General features: G+C 66.0%; 17 protein-coding genes and 2 pseudogenes. 9 read left to right on the forward strand and 10 right to left on the reverse strand.

Going from position 1 to position 16,798, the window contains the following annotated elements; all coding sequences use genetic code 11:
* The first annotated feature begins 198 nt into the window (after positions 1 to 198).
* Positions 199 to 1,527 (forward strand): CdaR family transcriptional regulator, encoded by a 1,329-nt coding sequence (locus tag KXC42_RS11470; protein ID WP_219130360.1) that lies wholly within the window; start codon positions 199 to 201, stop codon positions 1,525 to 1,527.
* A gap of 7 nt (positions 1,528 to 1,534) precedes the next feature.
* On the opposite strand, the gene KXC42_RS11475 is transcribed toward KXC42_RS11470, so the two are convergent.
* Positions 1,535 to 1,780, reverse strand: coding sequence for a hypothetical protein (locus KXC42_RS11475; protein WP_219130361.1), 246 nt, complete (start codon positions 1,778 to 1,780; stop codon positions 1,535 to 1,537).
* Positions 1,781 to 2,268: 488 nt separating this feature from the next.
* Between KXC42_RS11475 and KXC42_RS11480 the strand changes: the two genes are divergently transcribed.
* Entirely contained in the window at positions 2,269 to 2,622 is a 354-nt protein-coding gene (locus KXC42_RS11480) for a Zn-ribbon domain-containing OB-fold protein (protein ID WP_071934941.1), read from the forward strand.
* A 10-nt stretch (positions 2,623 to 2,632) separates the two neighbouring features.
* Here KXC42_RS11480 and KXC42_RS11485 read toward each other — a convergent pair whose 3' ends face one another.
* Positions 2,633 to 3,043 carry a RidA family protein gene (locus KXC42_RS11485; protein ID WP_024100879.1) on the reverse strand — a complete coding sequence of 137 codons (411 nt, stop codon included), beginning with the start codon at positions 3,041 to 3,043 and terminating at the stop codon, positions 2,633 to 2,635.
* Positions 3,044 to 3,123: 80 nt separating this feature from the next.
* On the opposite strand from KXC42_RS11485, the gene KXC42_RS11490 reads away from it, so the two are divergent.
* On the forward strand, positions 3,124 to 3,495 hold the full coding sequence (locus KXC42_RS11490; protein ID WP_006551996.1) for a helix-turn-helix domain-containing protein: 372 nt from the start codon (positions 3,124 to 3,126) through the stop codon (positions 3,493 to 3,495).
* A gap of 162 nt (positions 3,496 to 3,657) precedes the next feature.
* Here the strand turns inward: KXC42_RS11490 and KXC42_RS11495 are convergent, their stop codons facing one another.
* A complete protein-coding gene (locus tag KXC42_RS11495) occupies positions 3,658 to 4,908 on the reverse strand; it encodes an IS256 family transposase (RefSeq protein ID WP_219130362.1) in 1,251 nt (416 codons plus the stop codon).
* A gap of 111 nt (positions 4,909 to 5,019) precedes the next feature.
* Positions 5,020 to 6,134 (reverse strand): IS3 family transposase gene (locus KXC42_RS11500; protein ID WP_219130363.1). Its coding sequence is split into 2 segments (ribosomal slippage): positions 5,020 to 5,867 and positions 5,867 to 6,134, totalling 1,116 coding nucleotides; the frame shifts between segments, so codons are not numbered across the junction.
* A 78-nt stretch (positions 6,135 to 6,212) separates the two neighbouring features.
* On the opposite strand from KXC42_RS11500, the gene KXC42_RS11505 reads away from it, so the two are divergent.
* From KXC42_RS11505 to KXC42_RS11530, 6 genes and pseudogenes are all read left to right on the forward strand, one after another.
* Positions 6,213 to 6,413: a hypothetical protein gene (locus KXC42_RS11505; RefSeq protein WP_071934944.1), complete on the forward strand. Its 201-nt coding sequence runs from the start codon at positions 6,213 to 6,215 to the stop codon at positions 6,411 to 6,413.
* 39 nt (positions 6,414 to 6,452) lie between these two features.
* Entirely contained in the window at positions 6,453 to 6,968 is a 516-nt protein-coding gene (locus KXC42_RS11510; protein ID WP_219130364.1) for a 2-oxoglutarate and iron-dependent oxygenase domain-containing protein, read from the forward strand.
* Between the two features lie 135 nt (positions 6,969 to 7,103).
* Positions 7,104 to 8,462, forward strand: a complete 1,359-nt coding sequence (locus KXC42_RS11515; RefSeq protein ID WP_219130365.1) for a helix-turn-helix domain-containing protein — start codon at positions 7,104 to 7,106, stop codon at positions 8,460 to 8,462.
* A complete protein-coding gene (gene istB, locus KXC42_RS11520; protein WP_219130366.1) occupies positions 8,459 to 9,277 on the forward strand; it encodes an IS21-like element helper ATPase IstB in 819 nt (272 codons plus the stop codon). Before KXC42_RS11515 ends, istB begins: the two co-directional genes overlap by 4 nt.
* Positions 9,278 to 9,351: 74 nt before the next feature.
* Positions 9,352 to 9,750 (forward strand): annotated as a pseudogene (locus tag KXC42_RS11525) (2OG-Fe(II) oxygenase family protein); the annotation flags it as partial.
* Between the two features lie 177 nt (positions 9,751 to 9,927).
* A protein-coding gene (locus KXC42_RS11530) for an IS3 family transposase (protein WP_219129554.1) occupies positions 9,928 to 11,177 on the forward strand; the annotation gives its coding sequence in 2 pieces (ribosomal slippage) (positions 9,928 to 10,258 and positions 10,258 to 11,177; 1,251 coding nt in all).
* A 41-nt stretch (positions 11,178 to 11,218) separates the two neighbouring features.
* Here KXC42_RS11530 and KXC42_RS11535 read toward each other — a convergent pair.
* The 6 genes and pseudogenes from KXC42_RS11535 to KXC42_RS11565 all read right to left on the reverse strand — a co-directional run.
* Positions 11,219 to 12,357: pseudogene (locus tag KXC42_RS11535) on the reverse strand (IS3 family transposase); the annotation flags it as partial.
* Between the two features lie 520 nt (positions 12,358 to 12,877).
* Entirely contained in the window at positions 12,878 to 13,519 is a 642-nt protein-coding gene (locus tag KXC42_RS11545; protein ID WP_071934950.1) for a helix-turn-helix domain-containing protein, read from the reverse strand.
* A 125-nt stretch (positions 13,520 to 13,644) separates the two neighbouring features.
* Positions 13,645 to 14,076 carry a VOC family protein gene (locus tag KXC42_RS11550; RefSeq protein ID WP_042329013.1) on the reverse strand — a complete coding sequence of 144 codons (432 nt, stop codon included), beginning with the start codon at positions 14,074 to 14,076 and terminating at the stop codon, positions 13,645 to 13,647.
* Positions 14,077 to 14,084: 8 nt separating this feature from the next.
* Positions 14,085 to 15,071 (reverse strand): isopenicillin N synthase family oxygenase, encoded by a 987-nt coding sequence (locus tag KXC42_RS11555; RefSeq protein ID WP_219129985.1) that lies wholly within the window; start codon positions 15,069 to 15,071, stop codon positions 14,085 to 14,087.
* A 36-nt stretch (positions 15,072 to 15,107) separates the two neighbouring features.
* Positions 15,108 to 16,154: an isopenicillin N synthase family oxygenase gene (locus KXC42_RS11560; RefSeq protein WP_219129984.1), complete on the reverse strand. Its 1,047-nt coding sequence runs from the start codon at positions 16,152 to 16,154 to the stop codon at positions 15,108 to 15,110.
* 116 nt (positions 16,155 to 16,270) lie between these two features.
* Positions 16,271 to 16,789, reverse strand: a complete 519-nt coding sequence (locus KXC42_RS11565) for an isopenicillin N synthase family oxygenase (protein WP_083543595.1) — start codon at positions 16,787 to 16,789, stop codon at positions 16,271 to 16,273.
* Positions 16,790 to 16,798 lie beyond the last annotated feature (9 nt).

Below are 16,798 nucleotides of genomic sequence, written 5' to 3' on the forward strand. Positions count from 1 at the left end.
CTGATTCACTCACCGTGACAGGTTAGGCGGCGCAACCGACGGGTCCGGACAATACCCGGCGTGAGTGTCGGCATGATCGTTGCCCGAGGGACGCCCCGATCCGCGGTGGCGGCCCGTCCCGAGCCGTTACGGTCGAGGCGGTGCGCTCGGCAAGGCAGTGCACTCGGACAGACGCCGTAGCCTCCGGAATCGGACACGATGAATCCTCACGAGATCGGACAGGACACCCACAGCGTGGGCGATCCCGGACCTGCCACGCGTGCCTTGATCGAGGCGGTCGCCGACCTGTCGACGACGCGGCACGCCGAGATCACGCAGTACATGACCGAGCGGATCTCGGCCGAGATCGAGGCGATGTCCACCGACCGCCACACCCGCCGCTCCCTCGCCCAGGCCGCGGAGGAAGGCGTCGCAGCCATGACCCGGTTCCTGCGGGACGACCTCGAGGAGATCGAGATCCCGGCGGCGTCCTACTCGCTGGTGCGCATGCTGGCCCGACAGGGATTCCCCGTCTCGGTGGTCGACCGCAGCAACCGGCTCGCGCAGGACAGCATCATGCGCTGGTGCCTCGAGGTGCTGGCCGGACTCAGCGACGACGCCGCGGCAGTGATGCAGGCGGGCGTGGAGATCCTGATGAAACTCTCCGCCGGGATCGACGGGGTGTCGCAGAAGCTGCTCGGGGTCTACGAGACCGAGCGCGACACCTGGCTGCTCAACCGCAACGCTTCCCGGACCGCCCGCATCCAGGACATCCTGGCCGGACGACCGATCGAGGTGGGGGACGTCGAGCGCACCCTCGGCTACCGGCTCGGCCAGCGCCACCTCGGGGTGATCGTCTGGACGGACGATATCGAGGTGGTCGGTGGGGACCGGTCCGGCACCGAATGGAACGGTCTCGAGCAGGCGGTGACGACTCTGGCCGAACATCTCGGGCGGGGAGGTCGGGTGCTGTTCGAGCAGTTCGACGAGTACACCGCCTGGGCATGGATCCCGCTCGGCACGGTCGATCGCATCGACCCGAGGGGACTGTCCGGGATCGTCGCGGCATGGCAGCGACCTGTCGGTGTCGCCGTCGGCGCACCGCAGGAGGGGATCGACGGTTTCGTCCGCACCCATCGGCAGGCGGCGCAGGCGCGGGAGGTGGCTCTGACATCGGCGCTGCCGGGTCCGCGTCTCGTCTCGATCGACCAGGTCGGCGCGGTCGCGTTGATGTGCACGAATCTCGAGTGGGCCCGCGGCTGGGTGGGGGATGTGCTCGGTCGCCTCGCCGCCGACGATCCCGCTGCTGCGCAACTGCGGCACACGCTGCGGGAGTTCCTTTCCAGCGGAGGGAGTTTCGTCGCCACAGCGGAAAGGCTGCATCTGCACCGAAATTCGGTCGCCTACCGGATCAGCAAGGCGGAGGGGCAGATCGGGCACAGTGTCCGCGAGTGTCGGCTCGACCTCGAGAACGCGCTGGCGCTGTGCCACTGGCTCGGCCCCGCCGTGCTCGCACCCAATTCGGAGATTCCGCCCGCGTCCGGCTGACTGCGCGTCAGCGGGAGCCGGGCACGGTGCTGCGAACGAACCGTCCGATCTCGCCGATCTGCAGATCGCACGCCATACCGGCGTCGGCGAGACGGTCGGCCATCGACTCCGCGTCCACAAGAACAATTCGTGCGAGCCGACCTGGATGAGCGTGGGCGGCATGCCCGACATATCCGCGTCGGCGGGCCGATCGCCCCGACTCCTGGCGACGTCCTGCAAGGCCGGCCAGCGCTTCGAGTGCGTTGCCGGGCAACAGCGCGCAGTGTGCGGCGTTGGAGTGACCGAGCTTGCGGGCGAGTCGACCCGGCGAATCGGGTGCCGCTGTCTTCCACGTGAAGGACGAACGTCCCTCGGTTCACCGGTGCGGCTGCACACTGTTTCGGTAGTGGTTCGGGCTGCGCGCACAGTGTCCGCGCGTGGCACTGGGTGCCGGTGCGAGCTGGAACACGCCGAAGTAGGGAAGATCTGCAGGTAGGGAGGTTTTTTCGGCGCTTGTCCAAGTGACATCCGGTGGCCCGAACGACCCGAAAGCCCCTGTCGACCGACCCGGCATTGTGCGCTGCGACCAGCGAACCCCCACGATCTGTGTGCTCGCGTACCGATGGAAAAGGTCCCGAGTCGACCTACCTTCGAATAGGGGGCCGATGATCGGAGCTACGTCATCGGCCCGTCGGGGTCCCGCCCCCCTCTACGACGGACCGCTTCGTGGCTCGGACATTTTCCGTTGACGGAAGGACTGCGATGGCGCCCCACGCGACGCAGAACTGCATGACGATCCTGCGCTGCGGAAGCTGCACGACGCTTCACGCTCCGGAGACAGCGTGCTGCTCCTCCTGCGGCGGCGCGAACCTCGAGTCCGCCCGCTGCTCCGGCACCGGCTCGATCGTGTCCTGGAAGGTCGTCGAACCGCTCGACGACGGCGCGCAGGACGACAGCGTGGTCACCCTCGCGATCGTCGAACTCGACGACGGGCCATGGCTCTACTCGAAGATCGAAGGATCGTTCCCCGACTGCGCCGAGGCCCGGGTGCGGGTCGCGTTCCGGTCCACTGCGGGTGACGACGGATTCCCCGTCTTCGGGATCTGCGCGGCCTGATCTACGACGCTCATCCCTCGAGAACCGCGGTGGCTTCGATCTCCACGAGCACGACAGGTTCGTAGAGCGCCGCGACACCGATCAGCGATGCCGGCGGCATCGGATCGGGCAGATCGATCTCCTGCGCGACGGCCTGCACACCGGCCATGAACTGTCCGATCTTCTCGGGATGCCAGTCTGTGACGTAGAACGTCAGGCGCACGACATCGCGGAAGGTCGCGCCGGCTCCGTCCAGGCCTCGTGCGACGTTGCGCAGCGCTTGGGCCACCTGACCGGCCAGCTCGGTAGGAATCGGTGAGCCGTCCGGCATGTATGCGACCTGTCCGGCGAGATGGACCTGTCGCGTGCCGGTGGAGACTGCGACGTGGTGGTAAGGAGCGTTCGGCAGCGTGCCTTCGGGGCTGAACAGGGTGACGGACACGGAGTTCTCCTGGGGTCGGAACCAAATGGTATCTGATTTATACTTGGTATCCGGAAGTCACTTCAACGAAACCAGGTTTCATGTCGGATACCGCTGACCACGATCTGCTCGCCGTCGCCGCCCACCGGGAACTGTTGGGGCAGATCCTCGACAAGTGGTCCCTGAGCGTGCTCACCGAATTGTGCGAGGCTCCGCGCCGCTTCAACGAGCTGCGGCGCGCCGTTCCCGAGGTCACGCAGAAATCGCTGACGACCACGCTGCGCAGACTCGAACGCAACGGAATCGTCGAACGCCGGGTGGTGAACACCCGTCCCGTCGCGGTCGAATACCGCATCACGCCACTGGGGAAGACGGTGCGGGAACCGATCGACGCTCTGCTGATGTGGGCGTCGACGAATCTTCCTCGCATCGAGGAAGCGCGACGCAGATTCGACGAGGATCTCGGCGAATGAGGATGTCAGCGCTCGGGCCACGGTTCGACGACCAATCGAGGCCATTCCACCTGCCATCGTCGGGCTTTCGCTTCGTACACGTTGCGAGGTGCCAGCACCGGATTCGGGCGGAGTGGGCGGACCGGGAGTGTCCGATAAACGGTGGATCCGGCCTGGCATCGGTTAGTTGATGCGTCCTTCGAAAGTGATCGCGAAGGCATTGAGGGCAGGCTTCCACCTCATCGCCCATCGTGCCCTACCCCGACCGGTGGGGTCCAGAGCCCGCGTCGCGAGATAGAGACACTTCAGCGCGGCCTGCTCGGTCGGGAAATGCCCACGGGCGCGGATCGCCCGCCGGTAGCGGGCATTGATCGACTCGATCGCGTTCGTCGAGCAGATCACCCGCCGGATCTCGATGTCGTAGTCGAGGAACGGCACGAACTCGCTCCAAGCGTTCTCCCACAACCGCACGATCGCCGGATACTTCGGCCCCCATTTGGTGGCGAACTCGACGAACCGTTCCTTGGCCGCGGCCTCGGTCGGAGCGGTGTAAATCGGCTTGAGATCGCGGGAGATCTCGTCCCAATGCTGACGTGGTGCGAACCGAAAAGTGTTGCGGATCAGGTGAATGATGCAGGTCTGCACCACCGCCAACTCCCACACCGTATTGATCGCATCCGGCAGACCCTTGAGCCCGTCGCAGACCACGATGCACACATCGGCCACTCCACGGTTCTTGATCTCGGTGAGCACCGCCAGCCAGAACTTCGCACCCTCACCGCCGTCGCCGGCCCACAACCCCAAGATGTCGCGTTCGCCATTGACGGTCACCCCGATCGCGACGTAGATCGGCCGGTTGGTGACCTGACCGTCGCGGATCTTGACGTGGATGGCGTCGATGAACACCACCGGATACACCCGATCGAGGGGCCGGTTCTGCCATTCGGTCATTTCCTCGAGCACCTTGTCGGTGATCCGGAAGATGGTGTCCTTCGACACCGACGCTCCGTAGATATCCTGAAAGTGCGCCGAGATCTCGCCGGTGGTAAGCCCTTTCGCGCTGAGGGAAAGCACGATCTCGTCGATGCCGGTCAGCCGCCGTTGCCGTTTGCGCACGATCTTCGGTTCGAAGCTCGACTCGGTGTCCCTCGGGACGTCGATCTCGACCGGGCCGATCTCGGTCAGCACCGTCTTCGATCGGGTGCCGTTGCGGGAATTGCCGCTACCGCGTCCGGCCGGGTCGTTCTTCTCGTAACCGAGGTGCTCGGTCATCTCCGCGTCGAGTGCGGTTTCGAGCACGTTCTTCGTCAATTGCCCGAGCAGTCCGTTCGGGCCCATCAGTTCGACGCCTTGTTCCTTGGCCTGGGCCAGTAGCTGCTGCGCCAACTCCAGCTGGTTCACCTCGTCCGCCATGGGCTCCAGTGTTTCCGTCATAGTCGATCCTTCCCGCCAAGCTCGCTGCTCGGCGTGTCAGGCCAACCCGGATCCACCGTTATTCAGACAGTCCCGGCGGACCCCAAGAACTGATCCAGATTGGATGAGAGTTCATCGATGGGTGCAGGCAGCAGCGTAGACCGCTGGCGCCTGGTAGCCGAGGGAGCTGTGCCGTCGGCGATGGTTGTAGTCCTCCTTCCAATCGCTGATGACGACTCTGGCCTGGGCCAGGGACCAGAAGATGTTGATGTTGAGGCACTCGTCACGGATGCGGCTGTTGAAGGACTCGACGTAGCCGTTGCGCCACGGCTCGCCGGGTGGGATGAACGCCAGCCCGACGCGTTCCCGGGCCCACTCGGCCATCGCGTCGCAGGCCAGCTCGGGGCCGTTGTCGCAGCGTAGGACGCCGGGGTAGCCGCGAGTCAGGGCGATGCGGTCGAGCTCGTCGATCAGGTCGTCGCCGGTGATGCTGCGCTCCACGAGCCCACCCAGGCATTCACGGGTGTGTTCGTCGACGATGGTGGCGATCTTGACCGGCCGACCGTCGGTGGTGGAGTCGAACTGGAAGTCCACCGCCCACACGGCGTCGGGCTTGTCGGCGGGCGGGATGATCGGCACCGTCGAAGTCCCGGTCCGCTTGCGGCGTCGGCGTTGCGGGATGCGGAGGCCTTCCTCTCGCCACAGCCGCTGGAGCTTCTTGTGGTTCACTAGCCAGCCCTCGGCGCGGGCGTCGTGGTAGGCAGGCCGGAACCCGCGGCGGGGGTGGGTCTTGGCCCAGCCCCTCAGCCAGATCCTCAAGCCCGCGTCGGGATCGGCCGGCGTAGCCGCGGCGGGTGGGCGGCGCTGGGTGGTCCGGTTCTGCCCGGTGACCCGGCAGGCGAACCGCTCGGACACACCCATCACACGGATGAGGTGCTCCACGGCTGCCCGCCGGCGTTCCGGGCTCAGAAGTTTCCCCGGGCGATCTCCTTCAACGCGGCCTTCTCCAGCTCCGCGTCGGCAAGGAGCCGCTTCAGCGTGGCGTTCTCCTTCTCGAGGTCCTTGAGCCGTTTCGCGTCGTCGGCCTTGAGCCCTCCGAACTGGTTACGCCACCGGTAGTAGGACGCCTCGGTGACCTGGAGCTCGCGGCAGACGTCCGCGACGTCCTTACCCTCGGCCATGAGCCGGTCAGCAGTGGCCAGCTTCCTGACGATCTGCTCCGGCGTGTGCCGTTTCCTCGTTGCCATGGGTTGAGCCTTCCTGCCCACAAGCGTGGGCCACGAGACTCTCACTCAACCCGGAGCGCTCAGACGGGGTCAGCCCAGATGTACCAGGACACGTCCTACGGCTTCGTCGGCAACGGCCCCGACCAGACGCTGGGCAACTTCGACATGGACCGCATCGACAAGCTTATCGACGTCATGCGTCCAATCCTCGGCAAAAGGGGAACCAACCTCCCCGCAAACCTGAGCGCCGAGGATCTCGCCACCAACAAATTCATCGATCCCGCCATCGGGCTGCAGTAGCTCGGGGTAAGACCCCATACCCAGAAAGAGGTTATTCTAATGCCACGCAACGTACCCATCATCGACCTGAAGTCGTTCATCGACGGCACTGACAAGGAGTCCGTAGTCGCCGCCGTCGACGATGCGTGCCGCAACACGGGCTTCCTTGTGGTCACCGGACACGGCCTCGCCCCAGAAATCATGCAGGGTGCGCTCGACGCTATCCGATCGTTCTACGAGCAGCCAGAGTCGACGAAGGCCGCTCATGACAATTCGGTTCGTGGCACCGGTTGGAAACAGCTCGCATCGATGTCCCTCGGCGATCTCGAGGGCGATGGAACGGTGCCGCCGGATCTTCGTGAGGAGTTTCGCGTGCGGCGCCTCGACATCATCGACTGGGTCTCGCCGATCTGGGGAGACCCCCTCATCAACGAGGCGTTCCGCGACGCACTTGTGCGGTACTACACGACCCTCGACAGACTCGCCGACGTCATCGGCCAGATCTTTGCCCTCGCCGTCGGCAAGCAACAGAACTACTTTGAGCAGTTCACCGATCACCACGACAGCTATCTCTGATGGCGCTCATTGATCTTGCTCAGTCCCGCTCACCGAAAGTGCTCACCCGTGTGGCTCCGCCGATGAGGGCGGGTCTCCTTCGATGCTGGTGGTCTCTGACCACGCACCAGCACCCCGAAGGAGACCCGTTTTCTCATGTTGACATGGGAGGAAGACGTGGAGATCCACGCACTGCACAAACGAGGCTGGACGATCTCGGCGATCGCCCGGCACACCGGCCGAAACCGGCGCACGATCCGCAACTATCTGAACGGCACTACCACACCCGGAGTCCGCAAATCCGCTGGTGAAGACCCATTCGAGCCGTTCATCGACTACGTCTCGGCCCGTCTGACCGAGGATCCGCACCTGTGGTGGGCGAGGACCTTGTGCGACGAACTCGAGGACCTCGGCTACACCGCCTCGTATCAGACGCTGACCCGCCAGATCCGGCAACGAAAACTCCGGCCCGTCTGCCAGGCCTGCGCGTGCGCAACCGACCGTCCCAACGCGGTCATCGAACATCCACCCGGTGAGGAAACCCAATGGGACTGGGTCGAACTACCGAACCCACCCGAATCGTGGGGGTGGGGCAAGACCGCCTACCTGCTGGTCGGTTCGCTCGCGCATTCCGGCCGGTGGCGTGGGGTGCTCGCCCCGGCGATGACCCAGCCGCATCTGATCGACGGCCTCGACCGGATCTGCCGCAAACTCGGCGGCCTGACCCGCACCTGGCGGTTCGATCGGATGGCCACGGTCTGTCACCCGGACAGCGGGAAAGTCACCGCCTCCTTCGCCGGTGTCGCCAAGTACTACGGTGTCGTGCCGGCGATCTGCCCACCGCGAGCCGGGAACCGCAAAGGCGTTGTCGAGAAGGCCAATCACACTGCAGCACATAGATGGTGGCGGTCCGTGGCCGATGAGTTGACCGTCGAGCAGGCACAGGCGAGCGTGGACAAGTTCTGCACCCTGCGCGCCGATGCCCGGATGCGCGCCACCGCCGACGGCAAGGCTTCGGTGCTGACCGTCGCCGCCCGCGAACCCCTGACGCCGATGCCAGCCGATCCGTATCCGGTGCTCATCAGCGAACCGCGGACCGTCTCCCGGCAAGCATTGGTGGCCTACCGCGGCAACCGCTACTCGGTGCCCCCGGAACTGGCCGCGGCACAGGTGCAGGTCACCCGGCGGCTCGGCGACGAGGTGATCGACATCGTCACCGCCTCGCAGATCACCATCGCCCGGCACCGGCTCGCTCCGGACGGGGCCGGGGTCATCGTGCGCGATCACGGCCACGTCCACGCCCTCGAGCAGGCCGCGATGGCCGGGGCCGCGGCCGGAGGCCGGCCGCACCGCCGCAAGGAACGCATCCCACCCGGTGCGGACGCACGTGCTGCAGCAGAAGCACTGCGCACCAACACCACTGACCATCACTCGCCGTCGACGACACCGCGGTCGACGGTTGTCGACCTGGCCGCCTACGAGCGCGCTGCCCGCGGAAGGAACACCCTCGCATGACCATCACCCCCGACACCACCACCTCGACGAGTCTCTATCAGCGTCTGCGTGGGCACCTGGCCACCCTCAAGTTGCACGACGCCGCCGAAGCGCTGCCGTCGGTGCTCGACCGGGCCCAAAAGGACGGACTGTCGATGACCGCAGCCCTCGAACAGCTACTGTCGATCGAGGTCGACGCCACCGAAGCGAGGAGATTGGCCGGACGGTTACGGTTCGCGTGCCTGCCCACCCCGGCCTCACTCGACGACTTCGACTACGACGCCGCCCCCGGACTCGATCGGGCACTGATCACCGAACTGGGCACCTGCCGATTCCTCGAAACTGCGACGAACGTCCTGCTCATCGGCCCTCCGGGGGTCGGAAAGACCCACCTGTCGGTGGGTTTGGCGCGGGCGGCAGCGCATGCCGGCTATCGCACCTATTTCACCACCGCCGCCGATCTGGCGGCCCGCTGTCACCGCGCTGCGATCGAAGGCCGATGGGCGACAACGATGCGGTTCTACGCCGGGCCGACGCTGTTGGTGATCGACGAGCTCGGTTATCTTCCGTTACCGGGTGAGGCCGCATCCGCCTTGTTTCAGGTTGTCGCGCAACGCTATCTGAAGACTTCGATCATCATCACCACCAACCGCGGTGTCGGTGAGTGGGGTGAGGTCCTCGGCGATACGACCGTCGCCGCTGCGATGCTCGATCGACTTCTGCACCGATCGGTCGTGCTCAACCTCGATGGTAATTCCTACCGCCTGCGCGATCACCACGCCCGAGCCGAGAAGCTCCGTCGGGCCACCACCGGAACACGGCAACCGCTACAGTGAAACAGCCAGCGAGTGGGCACTTTCGTTGAGCACAAGCGAGCACATTCGCTGAGCCTCATCATCTCGGCCTCTATTACTACCCTGCCCTGGAGAAGGCCCCCGAACCGGGACAACTTCGCGGGGGCGCGCACACCGACTTCGGCAGCCTCACGATCCTCTACGGCTACCCCTCGGTCCAAGGCCTGCAGGTCTGGAACGACGAGGAATGGGAGGACGTCCCGCTGGTGCCAGACTCCTTCGTGATCAACATCGGTGATCTCATGCAGCGCTGGACCAACGACGTCTGGAGCTCGACCAGACACCGCGTCGTCAATCCGTCCGACGGGCAGTGGGATCAAGCCCGATTCAGCATGGCCTTCTTCCATCAGCCGAATTACGACGCTTTGATCGAGAGTCTCGACGACACGGAACCCGCGAAGGGGCCTTCGCCCCGGAGTGTGGACACGGGATTTGTGGTTAGGCGGCCAGCGTAGTGCTGGTCGTGGTGGATGGGGCGGTGGCGTGCTCGTAGGCGGTTGGTGAGAGGTAGCCGCAGGCAGAGTGCCGGCGTCGGTTGTTGTAGCGCAGGATCCACTTGAACGGGGATAGCCCCTGGGTGGTGGACACGCTGAGACTGGCCCATACTGGGCCGGAGAATGCAGGACATCATCATGACGAAGAAGAAGTACTCGGATGAGTTCAAAGCCGATGCTGTCCGGCTTTACGAGACTCGTCCGGATGCGTCGTACTCGACGTTGGCCGCGGATCTGGGAGTCGCTCGGGGGTCGTTGAAGACATGGGTGCACCAGGCGCGTAAGAAGGCCGCGTCGGCGCAGTCCGAGGCCACGCCAGAGCGCGGGGCCTCCGAGACGCCGCAGGATCAACTCGCGCGAATGCAAGCCGAGATTGAGCAGGTCCGGGCCCGCAACCAGGCTCTGGTCGCGGAAAACGACAGGCTCAGCGAGGAGCGAGACATCCTGCGCAAGGCCACGAAGTATTTCGCGGCAGAGACGAACTGGTGATCCGCTTCTGGTTCGTTGATGACCACCGAGACGCCCATGAGGTGAAGCGGATGTGCACGGTGCTCGGCATCCACCGGTCGAGCTACTACAAGTGGCGAGCCGGAAAGGCGGCACGCCAGGCCCGGCAGGAGGCCGATGCGGCGCTGGTGGACCGAATACGTGCCCATCACCAGGAATGGGACCACACGCTGGGCTACCGGCGGATGACCGCCGAACTGGCCGATGATGACCAGGTGCCGGGCACGGTGAACCACAAGCGGGTGGCGCGGTTGATGCGATGCAACAACATTGTCGGCGTGCACCTGCGTAAACCGAAGAACACGACGATCAAAGATCCTGGGGCGCAGGTCTTCGGAGACCTGGTCAAGCGCGATTTCACCGCTGCCGAGCCCGGGAGCGTTTTCGTCGGCGATATCACCTACCTTCCACACAGGGGCACCGGTAAGTTCCTCTACCTGGCGACCGTGATCGACGTGTGTTCCAGGCGCCTCGTCGGCTGGTCGATCGCAGATCACATGCGTACCGAACTCGTCGAGAACGCGCTCGACAACGCGGCCGCGGCACGAGGATCGCTGGAAGGAGCAATTTTCCACTCGGATCACGGACGTCAATTCACGTCCTCGGACTACCAGGCGACATGCCGCCGGCACGGCGTGCGGCAATCGATGGGCCGAATCGGGTCGAGCGCCGACAACGCGATGGCCGAGTCCTTCAACGCGTCCTTGAAACGGGAGACGCTTCAGGGGGCGAAACGCTGGCTCGACGAAGCACAATGCCGCACCGAGGTTTTCCGCTGGATCACCCGCTACAACACCCGTAGAAAGCACTCGGCATTGCAGAACCGATCACCAATTGACTACGAGACCGACCGCATGTCTACCCTGGATCAGGCCGCCTAACGAACACACCCAAGTGTCCACTCTTCAGGGGCCACGCCCAACACTTCGCGCCGGCAGGTGGTTGTGTCGGGCCACGTGTGCTCGCCTGCGAGGGTCTCGCGCTTCAGGGTGGCGTTGAACGACTCCGCGAGCGCGTTGTCGGCCGATGTGCCGACCCGGCCCATCGACCTGGACACGCCCAGCTCGGCGCACAGGCGGGCGTAGTCGGCCGAGCAGTAGACCGACCCGTGGTCGCTGTGAAACACCGAGCCCGCGAGTGAGCCTCGTTTGTGGGCGGCTGCGTTGAGGGCGTCTTCGACGAGGCTGGTGCGCATGTGGTCGGCGATGGACCAGCCCACCAGCCGTCGGGAGTAGAGGTCGATCACGGTGGCGAGGTAGAGGAACCTCGTGCCCCCGGCGCCGTCGCCGCAGGGCAGGTAGGTGATGTCCCCGACGTAGCGGGTGTTGATCTGCTTGGCGGTGAAGTCACGGTTGAGTTGGTCGGGCACGACGGCGTCGTCGGGTGCGGGGATCGTGGTGCGGACCTTCCTGCGTAGCCGGAGTCCGGCCAGGTGGTGTTCGCGCATCACCCGCGCCACGCGTTTGTGGTTGACCCGCTCTTCGGGTGGGACCCCGGCGTTGAGCTCGTGCGTGACCCGCGGCGCGCCGTAGGCCCGGTCGCCACCTGTCTTGGGGTCCTGGATCGTTCGGACCTTCGCCGCCAGTGCCGCATCGCTGGCGGCCCGCTTGGCGCGTGCCGGGGTGCCGGCCTTCCAGGCGTAGTAGGAGGACCGCTTGATCTCGACGGCCGTGCAGAGTCGCTTCACCTCGAAGATGGCGGAGTTGTCGGCGACGAACTGGAAGCGACTCACCAGCGCGTCTCCCCGGCGAAATACTTCGCGGCCCGACGGAGGATGTCACGCTCGGTGGACAGCAGGTCCTTGGCAGCCTTCAGGTCCGCGACCTCACGCCGCAGCCGGGCCAGTTCCTGCGCCGGCGACTCCGGCCCGCAGCTGCCCTCGGGAGGGTCCTTCGGGGTCCGGCCCCGGACCGCGACTCCCGCCGCCTTCAGCCAGGTCGAGAGGGTCGCGTCGGTGATGCCGAGGTCGGAGGCGATCTGCTTCACCGTCGCCCCGTCGGTGGTGGCGTAGAGGTCGACCGCGTCGCGGCAGAACTCCTCGCTGTAGGTCTTGCGTGCCATACGTGGATCGTCTCGCTTCCCCCGGCATCAAACCGGGATTGGCGTGTCCACACTCCGGGGTCAAGTCACCAGTACGAAGCGATCACCTCAGGTGCCTACTTCGACTATCAGCAGAAGTCGATGGTGGTTACGACCTAGTGGGCTCGGGTGTCGGGGTGGTTGAACCCGGTAAAGGCGGGATCCCGGCAGCGGCCTATCTGCCGTCGATGTCGGAGTACGCGATCTGGCGCAGGCCGTGCCAGGCCGATGTCGTAGTGCTTCATGTGGACGCCGGGATAAGCGTTGCAATCAGTGGCCAGAAGCCGTGGTCACCGGCGAGTAGGCGTTCTCCCGCAAGACCGCCAGCTCGCCAGCACGTGGCGTGTCTGAGCCGGCCGCCGCCGGCGGCGAAGAAGCCCGGGACGAGCGGATAACGTGCAGGGCTGCGCACGGTGGGCAACAGACGGGCTGCGAGCCTCGGTGCCGCCGGTTACTCCAGCGTCCGACCGGCGCCGTCCGTCAACCGAGCACCGACCCTAGGTCAGGCCTGGCGTGGCCGGGTCACGATGTGGAGGACGCGGACGGTCTCGTCGCCCACGGCTTCCCACTTGGAGCGGATGCGGGCGGGGTAGAAAATCGTGTCTCGCGGCTTCAGGCGATGGATGGTGTCGCCCTCGATGATGACGTTGAGCTGTCCCTCGATGAGGTAGGTGGCCGCTGGTGAGGGGTAGTCGAACCACTCATTGTTGTTCTGGTCCTTGGTGAACTCCATCTCGGAGATCTCGAAGGAGTGCTGTTCGGAGCCGCCGACCAATCGAACCGGGACACTGGACTGCTCAGTGCCGGCGACGATGCGGCCCTCCTCGGCTCGGATGACGGTCGCGCCAGGCTGCGGGGCGACGGCTGGGAGGAGGTCGCCGGGGGTGATGTTCAGGGCGGTGGCGATCCGGTAGAGGCTCAGCATGGAGGGTGAGGCGTTGCCGCTCTCGATCTTGCTGAGGAAGGGCTGCTTCATGCCGGCGGCGTCGGCGAGCTCGCGCATCAGGAGACCGCGCTCGGTTCGCCAGTACTTCACGCGCTCGCCGACGGCCTGAGCAACGGCGTCGGATACGGCTTCCTCGGATTCCATGAGAACGAACTCCCGGGCTCGGGCGGGGACGACGGGCGACGGTGCCTGCAACATCGACTTCTCTCTACGGACTGCGGTGCCCAGCGGGCGTCGGAAGTCTACCGACCTGTCTCACTGCCACGGTGCGCGCGAGGGCTCTGGCGTCGTTGACAGAGGCCTCGCCCGCACCGTGGGCTGACTCAGGCGGACTTGTTGATCCGGAAGACGTTCTTCTCGGGGTCGAGCAGCACCGCCTGCCAGGCGTCGTAGTAGGTCCGGAAAGGTTCCTTGCGGTAGGTCGCGCCCGCTGCGACGGCGGCTGCGGCGAGGGTGTCGACGGCCTCCTCGGAGTCGACCTCGAAGGTCCAGAACGACGGCGCGGAGGCCGACAGGTCGCTCTCGGGCAGGTTGAGCAGCTCGTAGGCGACGGGGGTGTTGAAGCCGAGGATGGTTCCTCCGAGCTGGAGGGCTCGGAAGTAGTCGCCCTCGAGGTAGGTGACGTGGTCCAGGCCGAAGAGCTCGGCGTAGAAGTTGGAGACCTCGTCGACGTCTTGGCAGACCAGGGTCACGAACGAGAGCGCGACACCGGCCTTGGTGTCGGGGTTGGCGTCGGGGACTGTCTCGGTGTTCACGTCGGTGCTCACTTCACGGTCGCCTGGATGGCGCGCTGACGCAGGTACTCCCCGGCCAGGACGGCGTCGTAAGTGGTGCCGCTGCCGATCGGGGCGGGCATCGTCTCAACGATGGCGTCGACGTTGGCGTCGCAGAACTGGATCAAGGAGATCAGCTCCTCGGCCGGCGCAGACTCCTGCGGTGGCAGGACGCGGTGGCGGGTGGAGCGCCACCGGCCGCCGGTCCAGCGGGCGAGGAGGTCGCCGATGTTGACCAGCAGGGTTCCCTCGACGAAGGGCGCGTCGAGCCACTCGCCGTCGTCGCTGAGCTGGACCTGGAAGCCGCCGTAGCCGGGCTGGCGGTCCAGGAGGGTGAAGATGCTCCAGTCGGTGTGCGCGCCGACGCGGAACTGGCCGGGCTTGGGGACGCCGGTCTCCTCCAGGGAGGGGTAGCGGTTGATGTTGAGGGTCCGGGTGCCGTTGGCGCAGCGCTCGATGAACCACTCGCGGCCGAGCCCGAGGGCCTCGCCGCACATGCGAAGCAGCTCGTCGTAGAGCCCGTACATGGCCTCCATGTAGGTGGTGGCGAGGAGCTCGAGCTCGGGCACCTCGTCGGGCCACACGTTCGGGGCGAAGGCGGTGCTGTCGAGAGTGGGGTTGCCCGTGGCGTACGGGCGGCCCATCGTCAGGCTCTCCTTCATGTCGGGGGTGGCCTTGTCAGCCTCCTCGCCGGCGAAGGAGTTCGCCTCCTTCCCGCTGGGCAGCCAGCCGCGGCCACCGACGGTGGTCTCATAGCGAGCCTTGGTCTCTCGCGGCAGGGAGAAGAAGGCCTTGGCGGCGCTGCGGAGGTCGGCCGCGAGCTGCGGGTCGACGTCGTGGTTGGCGAGCATGAGGAAGCCGGAGTCACGCAGGGCCTGGTCGACCTTCGCGGCGGCGGCGGCCTGGACGCCGGCGTCGCCGGTGCGCCAGTCGGCGAGGTCGATCAGGGGGATGACGTCGGTCAGTGTGTTCGACATGGGCTGGGTCTCTTTCCGGGTGGGCGTGGGCTGGGTTCAGGCGTTCTGGGCGGCGAGGACGCGGGAGGCCTCGCGGACGGCGGCGGTGTTGGCCTTGCCGTACTGGGAGCCGTTGAGCTTGGCGGCGATGTGGTCCTTGACCAGGATGGGCTCGTAGGCCAGTCCGCCGTCGGCGTCGAGACGGCTGGGCAGGGTGGAGATGGTGGCGTCGATGTTGCCGTCGTGGAAGAAGGCCACCGACCGGCGGCGCTGGATGGTGCCGTCGATGACCGGGGGCTTCACGCGGTGCAGGGTGGAGAGCCACTGGTCGTTGGTGAGGCGGGCGGTGAGGTCGCCGAGGTTGACCAGGAGCGCTCCCTCGATGGGCTGGACGTCGTGCCAGGTGCCGTCCTTGGCGAGGACCTGGAGGCCGGCGACCTGGTCGGCCCACAGCACAGTGACGATTCCGAAGTCGGTGTGCTCGCCCATCCCGGTCAGGTCGCCGTCCAGGGAGACGTCGGTGCCCTCGGGGAGGGCGTAGTTGTTCATCCGGAGCACGTCGACGGAGTGGTCGGTGAGGTAGTCGAAGAAGCCGGAGTCCTCGCCCAGGGCGTCGGCGAAGATGGTGGTGAGCGTGCGCGCGACGCGTGCGGCGTGGTCGTAGTAGGCCTCGACCTTGGTGCGGAACCCGTCGACGTTGGGCCAGGTGTTGACGCCGTAGTCGTCGTCGGAAAGGTCGAGGCGGTCGAACCAGCCGGCCTCGGCGCCGACGTTGAAGGCCTCGAAGAAGTCGTTCATGCGGGTCGCGGACTCGACTCCCAGGCTGAGGCTGAGCGACTCGCTCTTGGGCGGGCTGTAGCCACGGTTGCCCGGCACGACGTAGTCCTTCTTCTCCTCCAGGGGGAGGACGAAGAAGTCGTCGACCGCCTCCTTGAGGCCGGTGACGACGGAGTCGGGGACCTGGTGGCCGAGGATCTGGATGAATCCCACGGCGGCGCAGGCCTTGTCCATGGCGCGGGCGACGGCGGCACGCTCTTCGGCGGTGCCGGCGCTGGTGTAGGCCGAGATGTCCACGACGGGGACCTCGAAGGCGGGGGTGTTCATGTGCTCCTCCATTTCAGTTCGGTAGTCGCAAGTCTTGTCGGAATGTGTATTCATCAAAGGAATGTAGAGTGACGTTTCTGTTACACCGGACGTCGTCTCTTCGGCGCGTGTCTGGCTCAACTGGCTGCGTAGGTGCGACGCAGCATTTCGGCGAGGTGGTCGCCGGTCGTGATGCCCGGGCCGGGCTGCTCGTTCTCGTCGAGGACCGTAGGGACTGCGGTGACGACGTAGTCGTAGTCGAGGTCGAAGAACGTCGGCACCGAGTACCGGCGGACACCGGTGGTGTTGAGCACGCGGTGGGTGTTGGACAGGTAGAGCCCGTTGGTGAGCTTCGGGACGAGGTCACCGAGGTTGACCACGAAGGTGCCGGGGATGTGTGGGGCCCGGACCCACTCGCCATCGGCGTTGAGGACCTCCGGTCCGCCGACCTCGTCCTGGTACAACATGGTGATCAGGCCCCAGTCGGTGTGAGCGCCGGCGCCGAGCTCGTTCCCCTCGCCGACGCCGTCCTGCGGGGGGTAGTGCAGCAGGCGGGTGGTGATGACGTGGTCCTGGAAGCCTTCGTCGAAGTAGTCCTCGTCGAGCTCGAGGGACAGCGCAACCAAACGGACCAGGTGCTGCCCGAGGACCGCCATGCGGTCGCG

It is taken from the genome of Rhodococcus sp. LW-XY12, assembly GCF_019317345.1.
In the GTDB taxonomy this organism is placed as follows: domain Bacteria; phylum Actinomycetota; class Actinomycetes; order Mycobacteriales; family Mycobacteriaceae; genus Rhodococcus; species Rhodococcus pyridinivorans.